This window comes from Shinella sp. GW821-FHT11G07 (assembly GCF_058808115.1).
This window is the reverse complement of the sequence record NZ_JBXARJ010000009.1, coordinates 77315-97803: the sequence shown is the minus strand read 5'-3', so window position 1 is coordinate 97803 and position 20489 is coordinate 77315. Positions and strand designations below refer to the sequence as shown.

Below are 20489 nucleotides of genomic sequence, written 5' to 3'. Positions count from 1 at the left end.
TTCGATGAGCATCGCCATTCCCTCCCTCAAGGTCGAAACCCGCACGAAGGTCTCCTCGGTCTCGCTGCTCGTCGCCTTCGCCGTGCTGGCGCTCGGTTTTGCCGCGCCTTTCGTCGTCTCGCGCGGCGCGGTGCAGGACCTGTTCTTCATCCTCACCATGCTGGTGCTGGCGCAGAGCTGGAACCTGCTGGCCGGTTACGCCGGGCTGATCTCCGTCGGCCAGCAGGTTTTCGTCGGTTTCGGCGCCTATGCCATGTTCGGCGCGGTCATCCTGCTGGGCGTCGATCCGTTGCTGGCGATCCTCCTCGCCGGGGTTCTGTCTGTCCTGCTCGCCATCCCCACCGCCTTCTTCACCTTCCGCCTCTATGGTCCCTACTTCGCCATCGGCACCTGGGTCGTGGCGGAGGTCGTGCGCCTGCTCTTCGCCCAGTGGAAGGCGCTCGGCGGCGGCACCGGCACCTCGCTGCCGCGCGAGGCGGTGCGCGACATGGCAGGCGTTTCGCTTTTGCGCGATCTCTTCGGCATGAAGCCGGCCCAGGCGAGCGACGCGATCACCTATTGGCTGGCGCTCATGCTTGCCGCCGCCACCATCGGCTTCATCTACCGCCTCCTGCGCAGCAAGCAGGGGCTCGGCCTTGCCGCCGTGCGCGACAACGAGCAGGCGGCGCGTGCCGTCGGCGTCGATGCCCGGCGCATGAAGGCGCTGGTCTATCTCGCGACAGCCTTCCTAACCGGCCTTGCCGGCGCGCTGATCTATGTGCAGAAGGCCCGCATATCGCCGGATGCCGCCTTCTCCGTCACCGACTGGACGGCTTATGTCATCTTCATCGTCGTGATCGGCGGCATCGGCACCGTCGAGGGGCCAATCCTCGGCGTCATCCTGTTCTTTCTCTTGCAGAATTTCATGGCCGACTACGGCTCGTGGTATCTGCTGATGCTCGGCCTTGCCGGCATCCTCGTCATGCTCTTCGCGCCGCGCGGTCTCTGGGGTGCTTTCTCCGACCGCACCGGCATCCAGCTCTTTCCGGTCCGCCGCACACTTGTCGGCGGCCCGTCTGTCCATCAGGGAGGACCATCACATGGCTGACATCACCACCGACGTGCTCATCATCGGCACTGGCCCCGCCGGTTCCGCCACCGCGGCGCTGCTTTCGAGTTACGGCGTCGAGAACATGGTGATCAACCGCTACCGCTGGCTTGCCAATACGCCGCGCGCCCACATCACCAACCAGCGAACCATGGAAGTGCTGCGCGACCTCGGCCGCGAGGTGGAGGACGAGGCCTATATGTACGCCGCAGAACAGGACCTGATGGGCGAGAACGTCTTCTGCACGGCGCTTGCCGGCGAGGAAATCGGCCGCATGAAGAGCTGGGGCAAACACCCCGTCTCGCGCGCCGAACACCAGCTCTCCTCCCCGAGCCACATGAACGACCTGCCCCAGACCTTCATGGAACCGCTGCTGTTCAAGACCGCCTGTTCGCGCGGCACGCAGGCCCGCATGTCCACCGAATATGTCAGTCACCAGCAGGATGCGGACGGCGTCACCACCACCTGCCTCGACCGACTGACCGGCAAGACGCTGACCGTTCGCTCGAAATATCTCGTCGGCGCAGACGGCGGCAACTCAAAGGTCGCCGAGCATGCCGGGCTCTCCTTCGAGGGTCGCATGGGCGTTGCCGGCTCGATGAACATCTTCTTCGAGGCCGACCTTTCGCGCTACGTCGCCCACCGCCCCTCGGTACTCTACTGGGTCTTGCAGCCGGGCGCGGATGTCGGCGGCATCGGCATGGGGCTGGTGCGCATGGTACGACCCTGGCACGAATGGCTGATCGTCTGGGGCTACGACATCAACCAGCCGGCCCCCGCAGTGGACGAGGCTCATGCAAAAAAAGTGGTGCGCGATCTCGTCGGCGTCGTCGATCTCGACGTGACCATCAAGTCGGTCTCCACCTGGACCGTCAACAACATGTACGCCACCACGCTGTCGAACGGCCGCGTCTTCTGCATGGGTGACGCCATCCACCGCCATCCGCCCTCCAACGGCCTTGGCTCCAACACGTCGATCCAGGACGCCTTCAATCTCGCCTGGAAGCTTGCCTTTGTGCTAAAGGGCCAGGCAGGCAAAGGGTTGCTCAACAGCTACCAGACCGAGCGCGCGCCCGTCGCAAAACAGATCGTCACCCGCGCCAACAAGTCGATCGAAGAATTCGGGCCGATCTTCAAGGCGCTCGGCCTGCTTGATTCCATTGACCCCGTGAAGATGCAGCAGAACATGGACGCCCGCTGCAACAACACGCCGGCCGCCGAGGAACAGCGCGCCGCCATCCGCAAGGCGATCGCGGCAAAGGTCTATGAGTTCGACGCCCATGGCGTGGAGATGAACCAGCGCTACCGCTCGGACGCCGTGGTGACCGACGGTCAGCCCGAGCCCGCCTTCGCGAAGGACCCGGAGCTGCATTTCCAGCAGACCACGTGGCCGGGTGCGCGCCTGCCGCATACCTGGCTCTTCGCCGAGGACGGGAAAAAGGCCTCGACGCTGGACCTTGCCGGCCACGGCCGCTTCACCGTGCTGACGGGCCTCGGCGGGCAAGGCTGGATCGAGGCGGCCAAGGTGGTCGGCCATGAACTCGGCATCGAGATCGCGGCGCACGCCATCGGGCCCCGCCAGCCCTGGCAGGATTTTACCGGCGACTGGGCCAATCTGCGTGAGGTGCGCGATGGCGGCGTCGTGCTGGTGCGTCCCGACCACCATGTCTGCTGGCGGCAGGCAGAAACGGCGGAGGATCCGGTGGGTGAACTGCGCCGGGTGATGACAGCCATTCTGGGAAAGTGAGGCCGATGATGGAAGAGCACGAAAAGGGTTTTTTCACCGAGGAGAATTCCGTCGAGGTCGTCAGCGGCCGCAACCGGAATGCCAGGGACGCGCGGCTGAAGGCGATCATGGAAGTCGTGACACGCAAGCTGCACGAGGCGGTGAAGGAGATCGAGCCGACGCAGGAGGAGTGGATGGAGGCCATCCTCTTCCTCACCCGCACTGGCCAGATGTGCAACGAGTGGCGGCAGGAGTTCATCCTGCTTTCCGACACACTCGGCGTCTCCATGCTGGTCGACGCCATCAACAACCGCAAACCCTCCGGCGCCTCGGAAAGCACGGTGCTCGGGCCGTTCCATGTGCAGGACGCGCCGGAGCTGCCGATGGGGGCGAACATCTGCCTCGACCAGAAGGGGGAGGACATGGTCATTTCCGGCCGCATCCTCGACACCGGGGGACGGCCGATCGAAGGCGCGGTGCTGGATGTCTGGCAGGCTAACGACGAGGGCTTTTACGACGTGCAGCAGCTCGGCATCCAGCCGGAATTCAACCTGCGCGGCGTCTTTCGCACCGGGCCGGACGGGCGCTACTGGTTCCGCGCCGTCAAGCCAAAATTCTACCCGATCCCGCATGACGGCCCGGTCGGAAAGATGCTCGACCATCTGGGACGCCACCCCTACCGCCCGGCGCACCTACAGTACACCCTCAAGGCCGTGGGCTTCGAGACGCTGATCACCCATATTTTCGATCCGCACGACCCCTATATCAATTCGGATGCGGTCTTCGGCGTGAAGCAGAGCCTGCTTGCCGATTTTCATCTCGTCGACGATGCGGCGCGGGCGAAGAGTTATGAATTTGCCGGGCCGTTCTGGGAGGTGGAGTACGATTTTGTACTGGCCCGCAAAGGCGAGGCCGGGAAGGCAGGATGACGAGAGGGCCAGGCACAATCTGACAGCGAGCACCGTTTCGACCGTCGCCGCACCCGCGACGACGATATGGATTGTCTAGTTCGGCGGACCACGCGGCGGACTGATCCAGATCGTTTCGGTCACGCTCGCCTCTTTGCCCTGCGGCCGGCGGAAGCGCATGTCGTGATGCTCCGCCGCCTGCATCAAGGTGTCAGCAGCACACGATCTGCCGTGCCGGGCAGCACCAAGGCGTAGGCCTTGGCTGCATCGGCAAGGCCATCGACGGTCGCCGGGCTGATCGGGAACGGCCTCAACTTGCCCTCCTCGAACTTCGTCTTCAGCTTGTCGAAGATGCGTGTGCCCTCGCCCGAGGACAGCGCCAGCGTATCGACGCCGATATATTTGTGGCGCCCTCGGAAGAAGTTGAAGGGCACGGCGCGATCGAAGGTCGAGATGAAGATCTGCCGCGCCCGCTTGGCCATGGCATTGTTGGCGATCTCGAAATAAGGACTGCCGACGGTGTTGAAGACGATGTCCGCCCCATGCCCGCCGGTCTTTTCCTCGATGATCGCGGCGACATCGTCTGTGGCGCTGTTCAGCGTGCCACATCGACGAGTTCGATCTTGAGATTGTCGAGGTCCGGTGATTTCTCGCTGACCCGGAGTGCTTTTGCCAATTGGGTATCGGCTTGGATATTCATGTCTCGTTTCCTATGAGTGAACGAAATTCAGGTGGGAAGGCTCGGCAAAGGCTGGCAGTCAGTCCCAGTTGAGGATGCGCGGCAGCTTGCCGCTGCGGGCCAGGGTGCCTACGAGGCCGAGCGGGAAGAATACCAGGCCCAGCGCCATCACCAGGCCCGTGCCGAGGATGTTGAGTTCGGAGGCGCCCATGGTGGCGACAAAGATCTCGTTGAGCGCGACGATGAGGATTGCGCCGATGACCGGGCCGGCGACCGTGCCCTTACCGCCGAGGATCGACATCAAAACGAGATTGGCGGAGACGAGGATGACCAGGAAGATGTTGGGGCGCAGATAGGTGAGGTATTCGCCCCACACGGCGCCGGCCATGCCGACGAAGAAGGCCGAGAGCGCGAAGGCCATGACCTTGTAGAAACGCGTGTCGATGCCCGCACTTTCCGCCTTGATCTCATCCTTGGAAATGGCGCGCAGACCCAGCCCGAATTTCGAATGCTTGATGCGGTAGCTCGCCCAGACGGAGACGGCGGCGATACCCAGCATGGCGTAGTAATAAGGCAACTTCGCCCATTCGACCGGCAGGCTGTTGACCGGCAACGTCACGCCGTTGGCGCCGCCGACAAATTCCCAGTTGTCGAACAGGATGCGGGCGATCATCAGAAGCGCGATCGACGAGATAATGAAGCTCGGGCCGCGCACCGTGAGCGTGATGCGCCCGATGAGATAGCCGAAGGCGGCGGCGACAAGGCCGGCGAGCGGCGCGGTAATGATCGTCGAAATGCCGTAACGGGCGAGGATCATGCCGGAGAAATAGCCGCCAATGGCGAAGAACACCGCATGGCCGAGCGAGACATAGCCGGTGAAGCCGCCAAGAATGTTCCAGCCCGACGCCATCGCGACATAGGACGCGGTGAAGAGTATGAGGTGCAGGACGTAATTGTAGTTGCCGGTGAACTGCAGGAGCGGCACGGCGCAAAGCAGTGCCAGCAACACCAGCGGGAACCAGGTCGCCCGCCGCTGGTCGGCTCGAAGCGCCAGTTTTTCGTTGTGGATACGCCTTGCCTCGAGCACGGCGCTTGTATCGGACTGCTGAAGGGTCACGACCATCATGCCAACTCCGGTTTTTCGCCGAACAGGCCCTGGGGCCGCACCAGCAGAATGATGAAAAGGGCGAGGAAGAAGGTCATCGTCGACCAGGTGGCACCCACCCAGGTGCCGACGAAGGCGGCGATCACCGAGAGCAGCACAGCGGCGATGACCGTGCCGAGGATGCTGCCCATACCGCCGAGTACGACGACGGACATCAGCATGGCGATCCATTCCCAGTGTTTGGCCGGGAAAAAGGAGAAGACGAAGCTGACGAGTGAGCCGGCGGCACCCGCAAGGCCGATGCCGATGGCGAAGGCGATGAGGCCGATGAGGTTGACGTTGACGCCGAGCAGTTCGGCCGCCTCGCGGTTCTGCGCCGTGGCGCGGATGGCGTAGCCGAGCCGCGAATACTTCAGGAACAGCGCCAGCGCGCCGATCAGGAGAATGGAGATCAGCCCGGCATAGAGCTGGCCCTTCGGAATGAAGACGTCGCCGAGGAAGAAGGCGTCGGTCGCATAGTCGGGCGAGGTGACGCGCTGGGTATTGCTGAACAGGGCGCCCAGTAAGCCCTCGACGATCATAGCGAGCGCAAAGGTCAGCAGCACCGTCATTTCGGAATATTTCGCGCTGCGCGCCTCACGGGCAAAGAGCAGCTTGTAGAGCAGCATACCGACGACGCCCATGATGACGGTGGCGATCGGCAGCAGTACGATCGGATCGGCCCCCGTCAGCTTGAAGCCCCAATAGGCGACATAGGCGCCACCGATGATGAGGGACGGATGCGCCAGATTGACGACCCGCATGACGCCGAAGACCAGCGCCAGGCCGGAGCCCATCAGGGCGATAACGCCACCGAGCGCGAGGCCGAGGATAAGAACTTGAATAATATCTGCCATCGTCGCTCCTTCAGGCGGCCTTCTTGCCGCCGAGATAGAGTTCCTGGATACGCGGGTCGGAAAGCACGTCCGATGCAGGGCCTTCGAACAGCGTGCGACCGAGATCGAGCACCACGCCCCAGTCGGAGTTTTTGAGCCCCATCAGCGCGTTCTGCTCGACGAGCAGCACCGTGACACCCTCCGCCGACATCATCTTCATGATGTCGAACATCTCCTGGATGATTTTTGGCGCGAGGCCGAGCGAGGGCTCGTCGAGCATGACGATGGCCGGCTTGATGATCAGCGAGCGGGCCATGGCGAGCGTCTGCTGCTGGCCGCCGGACATGGTGCCGGCATGCTGGTTGGCGCGCTCCTTGAGGATCGGGAAGCGTTCGAGAATGCCGTCGATGCGCCGCTCCAGCTCCTTCTGGTCGTTAAGGATGAAGCCGCCCATGCGCAGGTTTTCGCGCACGGTCATCTTGGGAAAGAGCGCCCGCTCCTGCGGCACGAAACAGATGCCTTCGCGCAGAATCTGGTCGGGGCGCAGGCCATTGAGCCGCTTGCCCTTGAAGATGACGTCGCCCCTGCGGATCTTCAGCATGCCGCAGATCGCCTTGAGGAGCGTCGACTTGCCGGCGCCGTTCGGGCCGATGATACAATGGACCTTGCCGGGCTCGACCGTCAGATGCGCGCCGTCAAGAATGGCGGGACCGTCGCCGTAGCCGGCGGTGATGTTGGTGACTTGAAGAAGCTCGCTCATCACGCCGCCTCCGCTTCAAGAACGCCGCCGAGATAGGCTTCGAGCACCTGTGGATCGCGGCGCACGACATTCGGCGTGCCCGAGCAGATCACGCGGCCCTGCGCCATCACGACGACCTTGTGCGAGAGACGCATGATCAGGTCCATGTTGTGCTCGACGATCAGCACGGTCAGGCCCTTGTCGTTGAGCGCCCGGATATGGCCGACGATTTCTTCCATAAGCGTCGGGTTGACGCCGCCGGCGGGCTCGTCGAGCAGGATGATCTTCGGGTCGGACATCAGGAGGGCTGCAAGGTCCATCAGCTTCTTCTGGCCATAGGAAAGATTGTGCCCGTCCTCGTAGGCGATGCGGGTGATGCCGAGGAACTCGAGGATGGATATCGCCTTGTCCTTCTCCTCGGCGCTCATCGCGGGGCGCATGAGATCGCGCCAGCCGGCAACGCGGGACTGGACGATGATGTTCTCGATGACCGTCATATCGGCAAGGTTGCGGGAGATCTGGAAGGTGCGACTGAGGCCGCGCGCCGTGACCTTGTGAGGCCTGAGATCATCGATACGCTTGCCGTCCAGCCGGATTTCGCCGGAGGTCGGCGTCACAGTGCGGCTAATGCAGTTGAAGGCGGTGGTCTTTCCGGCCCCGTTCGGGCCGATCAGGGCAGTGATCGAGCCCTGCTCGACCGAAAACGTCGCCCCGTCGACGGCTTTGATGCCGCCATAATGCTTACAGAGATTCCTGACTTCGAGCATGGGCCCGGCCTCCGGTTTGTTGATCTTGTGGATGTCGAAGGCGTCTTGCCGCCCATACGTCTCGTTTTCCCCTTCTCCTCGCGGGGGAGAAGGCGGCGGCAGCCGGATGAGGGGGCTGCCGCCTGCGCTTACCGCAGAGTCAGAACCCGGCCTTGGGGTAGTGGAAGGGCGTGATGCCGTCGAATTCGCCCTTGGGCGCGACGAATTTCAGGTCGCCGTCCTGCCACTGGACCATGATATGCGACTTGTCCTGCGCAAGGCCCCGGGCATCCCAGGTGAAGCGACCGAGCACCGTGCGTACCGGCGCGTCCTTGGTGCGGGCGTGCAGCCATTCGCCCATCTTGGCATTGTCAGTCGTGCCGGCGCCGGCGATCGCCTGTTCGATGCCCTGGCAGACGGCGAAGGGAATGGCGCTGTCCTCATCCGGCTCCACGCCGTAGGTATCGGAGAAGGCCTTTACGAAATCGCCGTTGGTAAACGGTTTACCGGCGAGCGTGCTTTCGAAGGGGGCATCCTTGTGCCAGTTGGTGTGGATCATCACGCCATCGGCCGCGGATTCACCGACACCCTCGACGAATTCGCTCTGCGCGCCCTGGCTGAGATAGACCAGTTTCGGCGTCGCGCCGACGGTCTTCAGGCTACGGGTGAGTTGCACGGCCTCTTCCGCCGAGGCCGTCAGGCCGATGACCATCTCCGCGCCGGAGCGCTTGATCGAGTTGGCGAGGTTCAGCCAGTCGTTGAACCCCTCCTCCGGCCATTTCTCCTGCATCACCACGTTGATGCCTTCCTTGGCGAGGTAGCCTGGAGCGAGGTCGGCGATCTCCTTGCCGGTCGCGGGGTCCATGACCTTTTCACCGGTGAGGCCTGTGGCGATGGCATTGGCGAAGAAGTCGTCGGCCGAAACGATCGCCGCGTTCTTCGGCCCCTCGCCGGCCGGAATGAGATCATGAATGACCGCGGTCACGTCCTTGCCGGCATATTCGGCGGCACTCACCTGGAAATAGAACAGGTTCTTATAGCCCTGTTCGTAGATGCGCAGCGCGCCGCCCGAAGGCACCGCATGCACCATGTTGTATTTCGAGAGAATTGCCGCGACCGGGAAGGTCAGGCGGCTGGAAAACGTGCCGTAGACCGCATCGACCTTGTCGACATTGATGAAGCGCTCATACTGGTTGATGGCGGTGGCGGGGTCAGAACGGTTGTCGCTGACGATCAGCTCGACCTGCTTGCCCAGAATGCCGCCACCGGCATTGATGAGCTGCGTACATAGCTCATAGCCGCGCTTGTGTTTTTCGCCGCTAACCGACAGGCCACCGGTGATCGGCAGCGAGGCGCCGATACGGATCGTTTCGGCATAGGCCGCCGTGCTCGCCAGCGTGAATACCAGGGCGGCCGTCAGGGTTTTCGTCAATGTCATTGATGCTCCTCCACCAGGGTGACGTACAATGCTTGATGCGCAATCGATTGCATAAACAGGTCGAAGAAATGGCGGTAAAAACGCCGCCCATCGTCACACGGCCTTTGGCGCTCCTCGTTCGCCCGGCCGTCGCAAGAAGCCGATTGCGCCTGCCGTCGACACCCAAACCACGTCAATGACGTCTATGCAATCGATTGCGATAAGCACTTAGCATGACAAAAATCAAGTGTCAAGCAATTCACGCAATCGTTTGCTTCGCCGTCGCTTCGCGTTAATATGCCCGCGCGGACTAGGAACGAGGCATGATGAAAAAACGAATTACCCTGAAGGACATAGCCCGGGAGACCGGCGTGCATGTATCGACGGTCTCCCGGGCCCTTGACCCCGTGGAGCGCAAGGCCATCACCGAGGAGGTCGCTGCACGCGTGCAGGCGGCCGCGGAAAAACTCGGCTACCGGCCGAACCGCATCGCCGCCGGACTCAGGACCAACCGCACGCTGACTGTCGGCGTGATGATCCCGGACATTACCAACCTGATCTTTCCGCCGATCCTGCGCGGCATCGAGAGCGTGCTCGAACCGCTCGGCTACGCCTCGATCATCGTCAACACCGACAGCGAGCGCGAACGGGAAGTGCGCCTGCTCGACGTGCTGCGCGACCGTGGCGTCGACGGCATCATCCATGCCGCCGTTCTGCGCAGCGACCCATCGATCGCCCGCGCCGCAGAGGACGGCCTGCCGGTCGTCACACTGAACCGAAGGGTGGAGAATTCTTCCATTCCCTATGTCATCAACGACGAGGACGGCGGCATCTGCGAGATGTTGCGCCACCTGCGCGCCCTCGGCCACCGGGCCATCGCCCATATCGCCGGCCCGCAGGATCTTTCGACCGGCCAACTCCGCCTTGCCGCCTTCCGCACGGCTGCGGCAGACCAGGCGCTTGGCGTGGATGAAAACCTCATCGTCACCGCCACGCGGTTCGACGAGCAGGACGGTGCGCGCTGCATGGCGGCCCTGCTTGCCAGTGGCGTGCCGTTCACCGCCGTGCTCTGCGCCAATGACCGCCTGGCGCTGGGCGCGATCGAGGCACTGCGCGCACGCGGCATCGACTGCCCCCGCGAGATTTCCGTCACCGGCTTCAACGACATGCCGATGCTCGACCTCATCCGCCCGCGGTTGACGACGGTGCGCATAGAACAGTACGGCGCCGGCCAGGTCGCGGCCAAGACGCTGCTGCGCCTGCTGAACGCTGACGATCCCAAGGATGTCCCTGTCGAGACCATTATGCCCGTCGAACTCGTCATCCGCGACAGCACGGCCCCTGCCCCGTCCTAGGGTCCGCTCTCGGCGATCTACTGTAATGCAGACATGAAGGCCGGCACGTGCTGCTCGAAATATTTCGAGAAGGCGGCGATGCGAGGCGGCAGGGCCTGATAGGGCGGGTAGTAAAGGGTGAGCCACAGGTCGGGCGGCGACCAGCGCGGCAGGACGTGCACCAGCCGGCCGGCCTTCAGGTGGCCCGCAACGTGGAAGCGCGGCAGCAACGCGACGCCGACGCCCTCCGCCGCCATATCGGCGAGCATGTCACCATTGTTGGCGCTGAAGGCCCGGCCCGCGGAAATCTCGACGCTCGCGCCGCCGTCCGAGAGTGCCCACGTTTCACGCCGGCTCTCGCCGCTATAGGCGAGGCATTCGTCCGGCGTCAGCTCGCCGGGGTGGTCCATCGCCGTAAACCGGCTTTCGGGTGCGGCGACGAGCACGCGAGGGATAACGCAGACCTTTCGCCAGATGGTGAACTTGTCGGAGGGCGTGGAGGAAATGCGGATGGCGAGGTCGAAATCCTGATCGAGAATGTTGACGAAGCCGTCGGCCAGCGAGATTTCAAAATTGATCTTCGGATAGAGCTTTCGAAACCCCGACAGGATCGGCGGCAGCACCGCCTTGCCGAACCAGGTCGGCGCGCTGATGCGCAGCCGCCCCTGGTCCACCTTGTGCGCGTCCATCACATCCTTGCGCGCCGTATCGATCGCCTGGATGGCCGGCTGGATCTGCGCGGCGAAGACCGCGCCGTCCGTCGTCAGCGACACCTGCCGCGTCGTGCGCACGAAGAGCTGGACGCCGAGTTCGTCTTCCAGCGCGGCAATCGCCCGCGTGATGGCGGCCGGCGCCATGTTCAGTTCCCGCGCCACCTGGGCAAAGTTTCGTTTCTCTGCGGCGAGCAGGAAGATGCGCAGGGCCTTGTAATCGTTCATCTCGATTATTTCCTTAATCGCAATTCAATCAACATTATTATTGCAATTCAGCGACGCAATCAACCGCGCTACACCTATCTCCATCGAAACACAGGCACCCGCAGAAACCGGTGAAGACAACGGCAAAAGCCCTTCTTCCCACCCAACCAAAGAGAGAGGAACACACCATGTCCGGCAAACTCGAAGTCCTGACCCCGCAGAACAGCCAGCTCATCTTCATCGACCAGCAGCCGCAGATGGCCTTCGGCGTCCAATCGATCGACCGCCAGGTGCTGAAGAACAATGTCGTCGGTCTCGCCAAGGCCGCCAAGGTCTTCGACATCCCGACGACGATCACCACCGTCGAGACCGGCTCCTTCTCCGGCCACACCTATCCCGAACTGCTCGCCGTCTTCCCGGAAAACGACATCCTCGAACGCACCTCGATGAACTCCTGGGATGACCAGAACGTGCGCGACGCGCTGGCAAAGAATGCCGCCAACGGCCGCAAGAAGATCGTCGTCTCCGGTCTCTGGACGGAGGTCTGCAACACCACCTTTGCGCTCTCGGCCATGCATGACACCGACTATGAAATCTACATGGTGGCCGATGCGTCCGGCGGCACCTCTCTCGATGCACACAACTACGCCATGGACCGCATGGTGCAGGCCGGTGTCGTGCCGGTGACCTGGCAGCAGGTCCTGCTGGAATGGCAGCGCGACTGGGCCCGCAAGGAAACCTACGATGCCGTCACCGCGATCGTGAAGGAGCATTCCGGCGCCTACGGCATGGGCATCGACTACGCCGTGACCATGGTCCACAAGGGCGAGGAACGCGTCCATCACGGCAAGCGCATCGGTCCCAACCCGGCAAAGTGATCCCTCCCCGTTTCAGACAACAGGCCGGCCCCGCAAGGGGCCTGCCGCCTTTTGCCCAGCAGCGATCCCGTCTTCCCGATCGCTCCGAACCCGTTGCAGGAGAAACGATGATGCTTTTTTCGATCAAACAGTTCGCGCCCTATTTGCTCAGCCTCATGAGGATGGTGTCCGCCCTCGTGCTCTTCAGCTACGGCACACAGAAAATCATCGGCTTTCCGGCAGACGATGGCGGGCCGCCGCCCGGTTCCCTGCCCTGGATTGCCGGGCTCCTCGAACTCGTTCTCGGCTTTTCCCTGCTGGTCGGCTTCAAGATCCGCCTTTCGGCCTTCATTCTCTCCGGCCTCATGGCCTTTGCCTATTTCCTGCGCCATGCGCCGCAAGGCTTCTATCCGGCCCAGAACGGCGGCACGGCGGCGATTCTGTTCTGTTTCGTGTTTCTCTATCTTGCGGCGGCCGGCGGTGGTCCGCTCAGCCTCGACGCCGTGCGCGTCAAAAGCAGGGCTTGACGTGGAAGCCCATTGCACACCGGTCATCCATCTACGATGTCGCCGTAATCCAGGTGGCGCGCATACCAGGCGGCCACGAAGGGGCAACGGATCACGACTTTCCGGTGACTGGCCCTGACGAGATCGAAGACCCCCGTCACCAGCCGCGAGCCGACGCCCCGGCCTGACAGTTCCTGCGGGACCTCGGTGTGGGTCAGCACCAGGCGTCCATCCTCCAGGCGGTAATAGACGGTGGCGGTGCCGCCATCGACCGCCAGCTCGAAACGGTGCTGGACTGGTCGCTCGACGACGGCATTGTTCTCCGGCTGGTTCACTGTGTGCTTCCTTCTTCTCCGCCGCGCTTCAAGCGGCCCGCTGTAGGAACTGATGGATCGTGTGGGGGCACCCCGCGCCTGAAAGGCGCCTTTGACCCGCCACTCCAGGACAACGCGGAAGAAATGGCTGGTGGTCGAGGCGGGTCGATACCTAAGTGTAGTTACGCTCAGCACGAGAGAGGCCTACCTTTCATTCATCGCGTCGCTTCCCGCGAGGCGGTTAGCATCCTCCGGCTACCGGCTTCAGGGATCCCCTCCCCCGAAGCCGCGGACCGCCCGGTCCGCCAAGGCCGTCTCCTGCCGCCGGAGACGGCCTTTCTTTTTGGCGCGCGGTTGCAGGAAATACTTCAGCGGTCGAAGAGGTGCCGGAGCTGGCGGGGCTGCGATCGCAAATACTGGTTGGGCGCCCACACCCTTTCGCCGAAATGCGCAGCCGCATGCCACGGCCAGCGGGGATCGTAGAGAATGGCGCGGGCAATCGCGACGAGATCGGCGTCTCCCACCGTAAGGATGGCTTCCGCCTGCTCGAACTCCGTGATCAGGCCGACGGCGATAACCGGGATATTCACATTGGCCTTGACGGCGCGGGCGAAGGGCACCTGGTAGCTCGGACCGATGGTGATCTGCTGGTGATGCGCCAGCCCGCCCGTCGAAACATGGATGGCCGAGCAGCCGCGTGCCTCCAGTTCCTTGCAGAAGGCGATGGTCTGTTCGGCATTCCAGCCGCTTTCCGCCCAGTCGGTCGCCGAAACCCGCATCGTTACCGGCCGCTCCGCCGGGAAGGCTTCGCGCACGGCCTCGAAGACCTCAAGGGGGAAGCGCATGCGGTTTTCCAGCGATCCGCCGTAGTCGTCGGTGCGATGGTTGGAGAGGGGCGACAGGAACTGGTGCAGCAGATAGCCGTGGGCGCCATGGATCTGAACCGCATCCAGGCCGAGCGCAGCGGCGCGGCGGGCGGCGTCGGCGAAGGCCGAACGTATCCGCGCGAGCCCGGCGCGGTCGAGCGCGGCCGGATGGTCGTAGTCGTCATGGAAAGGCACTGCACTCGGCGCGACCGTCTTCCAGCCGCCATCGCCGGCGGGAGCAATCTGCCGCCCGCCCTTCCAAGGCACCTCGCTCGACGCCTTTCGCCCGGCATGACCGAGCTGGATGGCGATCGGCATGTCCGACCAGCGGCGGACCCCGTCCAGTACCCCGCCCATCGCCCGCTCGCAGGCATCCGAATAGAGTCCGACATCGCCATAGGAAATGCGCCCCTCGGGTGAGACCGCCGTCGCTTCGATGGTGAGGATGGCCGCGCCCGAGAGCGCCAGATTACCGAGATGGATGAGATGCCAGTCGGTCATCTCGCCGTCAATGGCCGAATACTGGCACATTGGGGCGATGACGATGCGGTTTCGCAGCGCCAGTTTGCCCATGTCGAAGGGCGAGAAAAGCCTGGTTTCGCTCATGATCATTCTCCACACAAAGGGAAGGCAGGGTCCGGCGGGGCGGCCCTATCGATGGTTTCGCCGTTGTCGACGAGGCTACAATGTCCCGGCGCCGAACGGGAGCGGAAATGTTCCCGCTCGGCACCGCGTATCGCCAAGTCTTCCAAGCCACTGCCAGAAAGATGACACTCTGCCACGGGCCTGCGCGTGGAAATGCAGGTCGCCCCGATCACGTTCTATTGATTATCGTGTGAAACTGTATAATTTACTTATCATGTTAAATATGTGGAGATGCTGAGACCAGTTCAGGCATGCCAATCGGGGCGCTGCCTTACTCGAGGAGGAGTAGGCGGTGATGTCATATCCAAGGAGGAGAGAATGGAATTCACCAGGCGAAAATTCATGGCGACCGCTGGAACCGCGCTTGCCGCTCCGGTTATCCTGAAGTCCACTATCACGCGTGCTCAGGAGGCGGTCACGTTGCGGCTACACCACTTCCTGCCGCCAGCCGCCAATGTTCATCAACACCTGTTGACGCCCTGGGCGAAGGCGCTGGACGATCAGAGCGGCGGCAAGCTCAAGGTCGAAATTTTCCCGGCCATGCAGCTCGGGGGAAAGCCGCCCCAGCTCTATGACCAGGCGGCCAACGGCGTTGTCGATATCGTCTGGACCTTGCCGGGCAATACGCCCGGGCGCTTCCCCTCGACGGAAGTCTTCGAATTGCCGTTCATCGCCGCGCAGAAGGCGGCAGTGAACGCCCCGGCCTGCGAAGACTATGCCCAGGCCCATGTCGCTCAAGACACGGCCGATACAAAAATACTCTGCTTCTGGGCGCATGATCACGGCCTGATCCACACCAACACGGAAATCAAGACGAAGGAAGACCTTTCGGGCTTGAAGCTGCGCAACCCGACCCGCCTGGCCGGGGAAGCACTTGCGGCGCTTGGTGCAACATCGGTCGGCATGCCGACCCCGCAAATTCCGGAGGCGCTGGCGCAGCGCGCGATCGATGGCTGCGTCGTGCCTTGGGAGGTGGTGCCCTCGCTGAAGATCGACGAACTGACCTCGTATCACCTGGAAATACCGGGTACGCCGACGCTCTATACCACGACTTTCTTCCTCGCGATGAACAAGGCGAGATATGAGGGCCTCGCCCCAGAGCTACGCGAGATCCTCGATCGCAACAGCGGCCTTGCCTTCGCAAAGGCCGCCGGCGACATGTGGGACCGGGTCGGTGCGGAGGTTCGCGCCAAGGTCGAGGCCAGTAGCAACAACACGGTCACGACGATCGGCGAGGCGGAAAAGGCACGCTGGATCGAAGCCACCGCTCCGGTTCGCGACAAGTGGGTTGCCGATATGAAGGCGAAAGGTCTCGACGGCGAAGCCCTCGTCAAGGCCGCGCAGGATGCAATCCAGAAATACGCCAAGGCCTGACCGGACTGCCGGAACGGTGCCTTTGACCGTTCCGGCGATTTCTTCACGATCGTTACGGAGCCTTTCATGGAAAAGGTTGAGCAACCTCGCCGGGATCGCCGAGCGGGCCAGGTCGAGCGCCTGGCCGGCCTGCTGGCCATGATCGGTGGTATTCTGATCTGCTTTGCAGCCTTGCTGGTGACGATCAGCGTCGCGGGACGCCGGCTGTTCAACAAACCGATCACGGGCGACTACGAACTGGTCGAGGTGAGTGTCGCTGTCGCCGTGTTCGCCTTTCTGGCCTACACGGCCGCCAAGAGCGGCCACATCGCCGTCGACACGTTCACGCTCAAACTGCCGTCCCGCATGAACGCCGCCATCGACGGGCTCTGGGATCTCGTTCTGGCCGGGTTCCTCGGCTTCTTCTCCTGGGGGCTGCTGGCTGGAGCATTGAACGCGCGCGCCTATGGCGAAACGCTGGTCCAGATCGCCTGGCCGATCTGGCCTGTCTATTTCGCCTGTTCCATTCTCGCCGCGTTCGCCTGTCTGATCACGCTCGCGGTCGCTTTTCTCAAACTCGGAGGCGGCAAGTGAGCGGCTTTTCCATCGCGTTGCTCGGATTCGGCGCCATGCTGCTGCTTATCGCGGCGCGCATGCCCATCGCACTTGCCATGCTCGTGGTCGGCGCCGGCGGCTATGCATGGCTGTCCAGCCCCCATGCCCTGGTCTACTATCTGCAAACCAACGCCTACAGCCAATTCGCCAGCTACACGCTGTCGGTCATTCCGCTGTTCGTCCTGATGGGCGCGTTGGCGGAACGCTCCGGGATCGCGGCAACGCTGCTACGCGCGGCCGAACACAGCCTTAGCCGGTTGAGGGGAGGCATGCCGATGGCGGTCATCGTCGCCTGCGCCGGTTTTGGCGCGATCTGCGGCTCCTCGGTCGCCACCACCGCCACCTTCGGAAGGGCGGCGCTGCCGGAACTGCGCCGGGCGAAGGTCGATCCGGGCCTCGGGACGGGCACCATCGCCGCCGGCGGCACGCTGGGCATTCTCATTCCGCCATCCGTCATCCTCGTCATCTACGCCATTACCGCCGAGCAGAACATCGCCAAGCTTTTCCAGGCGGCCCTGATCCCCGGGCTCATGGCGGCGGCGTTCTACATCATCGTGATCGCCATCGTCGTTCGCCGCAATCCTGAACTGGCACCCCCGATAAGCTATGCACCGCCGGCCGCGGCCCCGCGCCCGGCCTGGGCACGCCCCGTGGGAGTAGTCCTTGTTCTTCTCGCAGCAGGCACCTGGTTCATGGGCTACTTCGGCGTGACCGGCGCCGTGCTGCTGACGATCCTCGGCCTGCTCATGATGTTCGCCAATTTCGCCGTCATCCCGGCGGCGGGCATCGCATTCGTCGTCGTTGGCGGCATCTACGGCCAGGTGTTTACGCCGACCGAAGGGGCGGCCGTCGGGGCGGCCATCATGCTGGTGGTCGGCATCGTCCAGAGAACCCTCAATTTGGAGGATATCAAGCAGAGCTTCCTTCAGACGGCGGAAACGACCGGCATGATTTTCCTTATCCTGCTTGGCGCGGAAGTGTTCGGCGCCTTCCTCGCGCTGACCCAGATGCCGATGACGCTCGCCTCGATGATCGGCGATTCATCCCTGCCACCCTATGCCGTCATCTGCGGCATGATGCTGGCCTATATCGTCCTTGGCGCGGTGATGGACGAACTGGCCATGATCCTGCTGACCCTGCCGGTCTTCATACCGGTCGTTCTCACGCTCGATTTCGGCATGCCGCCCGAAGATGTCGCGATCTGGTTCGGCATGCTGGTGCTTGTCGTCGTCGGCATAGGCCTTACCGCGCCGCCGATCGGCCTCAATGTCTTCATCATCAGCAAGATCGCCCGCGATGTCCCGATCGTGCAAACCTATCGCGGCGTGCTTCCCTTCGTCATCGCGGACTTCCTCCGTCTTTCAGCGCTCATCATCTTCCCAACGATCTCGCTGTGGCTGGTGCGTCTGCTGAATTGACGACGAGCGGCTGCGGCCACGGTGCTGAACCTAGTCAGGCACTATCGGTTCCAAAGGCCGCGATTGCCGCCATGTTGACGATGTCGGAATCCTTGGCGTTGAGCGGCACGATCTGCACCGACCTGTCGAGACCGACCAGTAGCGGGCCGATGACGGTCGAGCCGCCGAGTTCCTGCAGGACTTTTGTCGAAATCGAAGCGGAGTGCAGCGCCGGCATGACCAGCACATTGGCCGGACCCGACAGCCGGCAGAACGGATATTGCTGCTGCATCAGCTGATGGTTGAGCGCGACGTCGGCCGCCATCTCGCCATCGTATTCGAAATCCACCTTGCGCTTGTCGAGGATCCGGACGGCCTCCTGCACGCGCTCGGACCGCTCGCTCTGCGGCTGGCCGAAGGTCGCGTTGGCGAGCAGCGCGACACGCGGCTCGTAGCCCATGCGCCGCGCGAAACCGGCAGCCCCCTCCGCGATATCCGCCAGCTGCTCGGCATTGGGCAGGTCATGCACGGCGGTGTCGGCCACGATGACGTTGCGCCCACGGCTGAGCGCGATCGACAGGCCGATGACGCGCTGGCCCGGGCGCGGATCGATCACCCGCCCGATATCCTCCAGCGCCGCTGAATAGTGGCGTGTCACGCCGGTGACCATGGCGTCGGCGTCGGCGAGCGCCAGCATGCTGGCGGCAAAATGGTTGCGGTCATTGTTGATGAGGCGCTGGCAATCACGAAGCAGAAGGCCCTTGCGCTGCAGTCGCGCGTAGAGGTGCTGGGCATAGGCGCTGCTCCGCGGCGAAAGCCGCGCATTGGTGATCTCGATGCCGCTATTGGCAATATCGAGACCGGCATTCAGCGCCGCCTCCCGGATGCGATCCTCCCGGCCGACGAGGATCGCCGTTCCGAGTTCCTGATTGACGAAGGCGACAGCCGCACGGATGACCTGCTCCTCCTCGCCTTCCGCAAAGACGACGCGCTTTGGCTGGAGCCGCACGCGGTCGTAGATGCGTTGAAGGGTCGAAGCGATCGGGTCGCGGCGGGCGGACAATTCCTGGGCATATTTTTGCAGGTCGTCGATGTCGCGACGCGCGACGCCGGTCGCCATCGCCGCCTTCGCGACCGCGACCGGAATTTCCGAAATGAGGCGCGGGTCGAACGGCACTGGAATGATGTAGCTGGGGCCGAATTTCGGCCGGTTGCCCTGGTAGGCGGCGGCGACCTCGTCGGGCACGTCCTTGCGGGCAAGCTCGGCCAGCGCCTGCGCGGCCGCCACTTTCATCGCCTCGTTGATGGTCGTCGCCCGGACATCCAGCGCGCCGCGGAAGACGTAGGGGAAACCCAGCACATTGTTGACCTGGTTCGGATAGTCCGAACGGCCCGTGGCCATGATGGCGTCGGTGCGGATTTCGGCGACTTCCTCCGGCGTGATCTCGGGATCCGGGTTCGCCATGGCGAAGATGATCGGGTTTTTCGCCATCGACTGCACCATGGCCGGCGTCAGCGCACCCTTGGCCGAAAGGCCGAAGAACACGTCGGCGCCGTCGATCGCCTCGGCCAGCGTGCGCTTGTCCGTCCTCACCGCATGGGCCGACTTCCACTGGTTCATACCCTCGGTGCGGCCCTGATGCACGACGCCCTTGGTGTCGCACAGGATGACGTTTTCCGGCGCAAAGCCGAGCGACTTGATGAGTTCGATACAGGCGATCGCCGCCGAGCCTGCGCCGTTGCAGACGAGGCGCGTCGTCTTCATGTCGCGGCCGGTGATATGCAGCGCATTGATCAGCCCGGCGGCGGCGATGATGGCGGTGCCATGCTGGTCGTCATGGAAGACCGGGATGTCCATCACCTCGCGCAGGCGCTGCTCGATGATGAAACATTCCGGTGCCTTGATGTCCTCAAGATTGATGCCGCCGAAGGAAGGACCGAGGAAACGCACGCAGTTGATGAACTCGTCGGGATCCTGCGTATCAACCTCAAGGTCGATCGAGTCGATGTCGGCAAACCGCTTGAACAGGACCGCCTTGCCCTCCATCACGGGCTTGGACGCCAGCGCCCCGAGGTTGCCGAGGCCGAGAATGGCTGTGCCGTTAGAGATGACGGCCACCATATTGCCGCGCGTGGTGTAGTCGAAAGCCTTTGACGGGTCTTCCGCGATGGCCTTCACGGGCTCGGCAACGCCGGGCGAATAGGCCAGCGAAAGGTCCCGCTGGGTCGCCATGGGCTTGGTTGGTGTAATCTCGATCTTGCCAGGGCGCCCCATGGCATGAAACTCAAGCGCTTCTGCGGCGGTCACCGATGGGCCTGCGGAGTGGGTCTTTTTCAACGACATCAGTTCGCTCCCTTTGCCATTTGGGCAAGACGCTGGAGAGCCGCGGCGACGGCCGCAGC

Annotated in this window: 19 protein-coding genes; 9 read left to right on the top strand and 10 right to left on the bottom strand. The window is 63.3% G+C overall.

Going from position 1 to position 20489, the window contains the following annotated elements; translation table 11 throughout:
* The first annotated feature begins 4 nt into the window (after window positions 1–4).
* Genes AC1RT2_RS18440 through AC1RT2_RS18430 form a run of 3 tightly spaced genes read left to right on the top strand, consistent with a single transcriptional unit; the run spans window position 5 to window position 3742 of the window.
* Window positions 5–1087, top strand: a complete 1083-nt coding sequence (locus AC1RT2_RS18440) for a branched-chain amino acid ABC transporter permease (protein ID WP_493104166.1) — start codon at window positions 5–7, stop codon at window positions 1085–1087.
* Window positions 1080–2834 carry an FAD-dependent oxidoreductase gene (locus AC1RT2_RS18435; RefSeq protein WP_493104164.1) on the top strand — a complete coding sequence of 585 codons (1755 nt, stop codon included), beginning with the start codon at window positions 1080–1082 and terminating at the stop codon, window positions 2832–2834. Before AC1RT2_RS18440 ends, AC1RT2_RS18435 begins: the two co-directional genes overlap by 8 nt.
* Window positions 2835–2842: 8 nt before the next feature.
* The gene (locus tag AC1RT2_RS18430; protein WP_493104567.1) at window positions 2843–3742 is read left to right on the top strand and encodes an intradiol ring-cleavage dioxygenase; all 900 of its coding nucleotides are present in this window, start codon (window positions 2843–2845) and stop codon (window positions 3740–3742) included.
* Between the two features lie 182 nt (window positions 3743–3924).
* On the opposite strand, the gene AC1RT2_RS18425 is transcribed toward AC1RT2_RS18430, so the two are convergent.
* From AC1RT2_RS18425 to AC1RT2_RS18400, 6 genes are all read right to left on the bottom strand, one after another.
* On the bottom strand, window positions 3925–4320 hold the full coding sequence (locus tag AC1RT2_RS18425; protein WP_493104565.1) for a zinc-binding dehydrogenase: 396 nt from the start codon (window positions 4318–4320) through the stop codon (window positions 3925–3927).
* A gap of 159 nt (window positions 4321–4479) precedes the next feature.
* Window positions 4480–5526, bottom strand: coding sequence for a branched-chain amino acid ABC transporter permease (locus tag AC1RT2_RS18420; RefSeq protein ID WP_493104163.1), 1047 nt, complete (start codon window positions 5524–5526; stop codon window positions 4480–4482).
* A complete protein-coding gene (locus AC1RT2_RS18415) occupies window positions 5523–6401 on the bottom strand; it encodes a branched-chain amino acid ABC transporter permease (RefSeq protein WP_493104161.1) in 879 nt (292 codons plus the stop codon). The genes AC1RT2_RS18420 and AC1RT2_RS18415 overlap by 4 nt, the downstream gene beginning before the upstream one ends.
* A 10-nt stretch (window positions 6402–6411) precedes the next feature.
* Window positions 6412–7140: an ABC transporter ATP-binding protein gene (locus AC1RT2_RS18410; RefSeq protein ID WP_493104160.1), complete on the bottom strand. Its 729-nt coding sequence runs from the start codon at window positions 7138–7140 to the stop codon at window positions 6412–6414.
* Window positions 7140–7886: an ABC transporter ATP-binding protein gene (locus AC1RT2_RS18405; RefSeq protein WP_493104159.1), complete on the bottom strand. Its 747-nt coding sequence runs from the start codon at window positions 7884–7886 to the stop codon at window positions 7140–7142. Before AC1RT2_RS18405 ends, AC1RT2_RS18410 begins: the two co-directional genes overlap by 1 nt.
* A gap of 139 nt (window positions 7887–8025) precedes the next feature.
* A complete protein-coding gene (locus tag AC1RT2_RS18400) occupies window positions 8026–9303 on the bottom strand; it encodes an amino acid ABC transporter substrate-binding protein (RefSeq protein ID WP_493104157.1) in 1278 nt (425 codons plus the stop codon).
* Between the two features lie 302 nt (window positions 9304–9605).
* On the opposite strand from AC1RT2_RS18400, the gene AC1RT2_RS18395 reads away from it, so the two are divergent.
* Window positions 9606–10637, top strand: coding sequence for a LacI family DNA-binding transcriptional regulator (locus tag AC1RT2_RS18395; protein ID WP_493104155.1), 1032 nt, complete (start codon window positions 9606–9608; stop codon window positions 10635–10637).
* Between the two features lie 17 nt (window positions 10638–10654).
* On the opposite strand, the gene AC1RT2_RS18390 is transcribed toward AC1RT2_RS18395, so the two are convergent.
* Complete coding sequence (locus tag AC1RT2_RS18390; RefSeq protein WP_493104153.1) at window positions 10655–11554, bottom strand: LysR family transcriptional regulator; 900 nt, start codon at window positions 11552–11554, stop codon at window positions 10655–10657.
* A gap of 167 nt (window positions 11555–11721) precedes the next feature.
* Between AC1RT2_RS18390 and AC1RT2_RS18385 the strand changes: the two genes are divergently transcribed.
* Window positions 11722–12411, top strand: a complete 690-nt coding sequence (locus AC1RT2_RS18385; RefSeq protein ID WP_069063468.1) for a hydrolase — start codon at window positions 11722–11724, stop codon at window positions 12409–12411.
* 110 nt (window positions 12412–12521) lie between these two features.
* A complete protein-coding gene (locus tag AC1RT2_RS18380) occupies window positions 12522–12917 on the top strand; it encodes a DoxX family protein (RefSeq protein WP_493104563.1) in 396 nt (131 codons plus the stop codon).
* A gap of 23 nt (window positions 12918–12940) precedes the next feature.
* Here the strand turns inward: AC1RT2_RS18380 and AC1RT2_RS18375 are convergent, their stop codons facing one another.
* Entirely contained in the window at window positions 12941–13231 is a 291-nt protein-coding gene (locus AC1RT2_RS18375) for a GNAT family N-acetyltransferase (protein ID WP_493104152.1), read from the bottom strand.
* A 347-nt stretch (window positions 13232–13578) separates the two neighbouring features.
* A complete protein-coding gene (locus AC1RT2_RS18370) occupies window positions 13579–14682 on the bottom strand; it encodes an NADH:flavin oxidoreductase/NADH oxidase (protein WP_493104150.1) in 1104 nt (367 codons plus the stop codon).
* Window positions 14683–15039: 357 nt separating this feature from the next.
* Between AC1RT2_RS18370 and AC1RT2_RS18365 the strand changes: the two genes are divergently transcribed.
* The 3 genes from AC1RT2_RS18365 (at window position 15040) to AC1RT2_RS18355 (ending at window position 18107) form a co-directional block, all read left to right on the top strand.
* Complete coding sequence (locus tag AC1RT2_RS18365; RefSeq protein ID WP_493104149.1) at window positions 15040–16095, top strand: TRAP transporter substrate-binding protein; 1056 nt, start codon at window positions 15040–15042, stop codon at window positions 16093–16095.
* 66 nt (window positions 16096–16161) lie between these two features.
* On the top strand, window positions 16162–16668 hold the full coding sequence (locus AC1RT2_RS18360; RefSeq protein ID WP_493104148.1) for a TRAP transporter small permease: 507 nt from the start codon (window positions 16162–16164) through the stop codon (window positions 16666–16668).
* Complete coding sequence (locus AC1RT2_RS18355; protein ID WP_493104146.1) at window positions 16665–18107, top strand: TRAP transporter large permease; 1443 nt, start codon at window positions 16665–16667, stop codon at window positions 18105–18107. Before AC1RT2_RS18360 ends, AC1RT2_RS18355 begins: the two co-directional genes overlap by 4 nt.
* A gap of 34 nt (window positions 18108–18141) precedes the next feature.
* Here the strand turns inward: AC1RT2_RS18355 and AC1RT2_RS18350 are convergent, their stop codons facing one another.
* The gene (locus AC1RT2_RS18350; protein WP_493104145.1) at window positions 18142–20430 is read right to left on the bottom strand and encodes an NADP-dependent malic enzyme; all 2289 of its coding nucleotides are present in this window, start codon (window positions 20428–20430) and stop codon (window positions 18142–18144) included.
* Window positions 20431–20489 lie beyond the last annotated feature (59 nt).

Coding starts and splice junctions, on each gene's coding strand:
- AC1RT2_RS18365 (WP_493104149.1), top strand. CDS start 15,040: ATGGAATTCACCAGGCGAAAATTCATGGCGACCGCTGGAACCGCGCTT.
- AC1RT2_RS18430 (WP_493104567.1), top strand. CDS start 2,843: ATGGAAGAGCACGAAAAGGGTTTTTTCACCGAGGAGAATTCCGTCGAG.
- AC1RT2_RS18350 (WP_493104145.1), bottom strand. CDS start 20,430: ATGTCGTTGAAAAAGACCCACTCCGCAGGCCCATCGGTGACCGCCGCA.
- AC1RT2_RS18380 (WP_493104563.1), top strand. CDS start 12,522: ATGCTTTTTTCGATCAAACAGTTCGCGCCCTATTTGCTCAGCCTCATG.
- AC1RT2_RS18440 (WP_493104166.1), top strand. CDS start 5: ATGAGCATCGCCATTCCCTCCCTCAAGGTCGAAACCCGCACGAAGGTC.
- AC1RT2_RS18395 (WP_493104155.1), top strand. CDS start 9,606: ATGATGAAAAAACGAATTACCCTGAAGGACATAGCCCGGGAGACCGGC.
- AC1RT2_RS18385 (WP_069063468.1), top strand. CDS start 11,722: ATGTCCGGCAAACTCGAAGTCCTGACCCCGCAGAACAGCCAGCTCATC.
- AC1RT2_RS18415 (WP_493104161.1), bottom strand. CDS start 6,401: ATGGCAGATATTATTCAAGTTCTTATCCTCGGCCTCGCGCTCGGTGGC.
- AC1RT2_RS18420 (WP_493104163.1), bottom strand. CDS start 5,526: ATGATGGTCGTGACCCTTCAGCAGTCCGATACAAGCGCCGTGCTCGAG.
- AC1RT2_RS18435 (WP_493104164.1), top strand. CDS start 1,080: ATGGCTGACATCACCACCGACGTGCTCATCATCGGCACTGGCCCCGCC.
- AC1RT2_RS18360 (WP_493104148.1), top strand. CDS start 16,162: ATGGAAAAGGTTGAGCAACCTCGCCGGGATCGCCGAGCGGGCCAGGTC.
- AC1RT2_RS18370 (WP_493104150.1), bottom strand. CDS start 14,682: ATGAGCGAAACCAGGCTTTTCTCGCCCTTCGACATGGGCAAACTGGCG.
- AC1RT2_RS18405 (WP_493104159.1), bottom strand. CDS start 7,886: ATGCTCGAAGTCAGGAATCTCTGTAAGCATTATGGCGGCATCAAAGCC.
- AC1RT2_RS18400 (WP_493104157.1), bottom strand. CDS start 9,303: ATGACATTGACGAAAACCCTGACGGCCGCCCTGGTATTCACGCTGGCG.
- AC1RT2_RS18390 (WP_493104153.1), bottom strand. CDS start 11,554: ATGAACGATTACAAGGCCCTGCGCATCTTCCTGCTCGCCGCAGAGAAA.
- AC1RT2_RS18410 (WP_493104160.1), bottom strand. CDS start 7,140: ATGAGCGAGCTTCTTCAAGTCACCAACATCACCGCCGGCTACGGCGAC.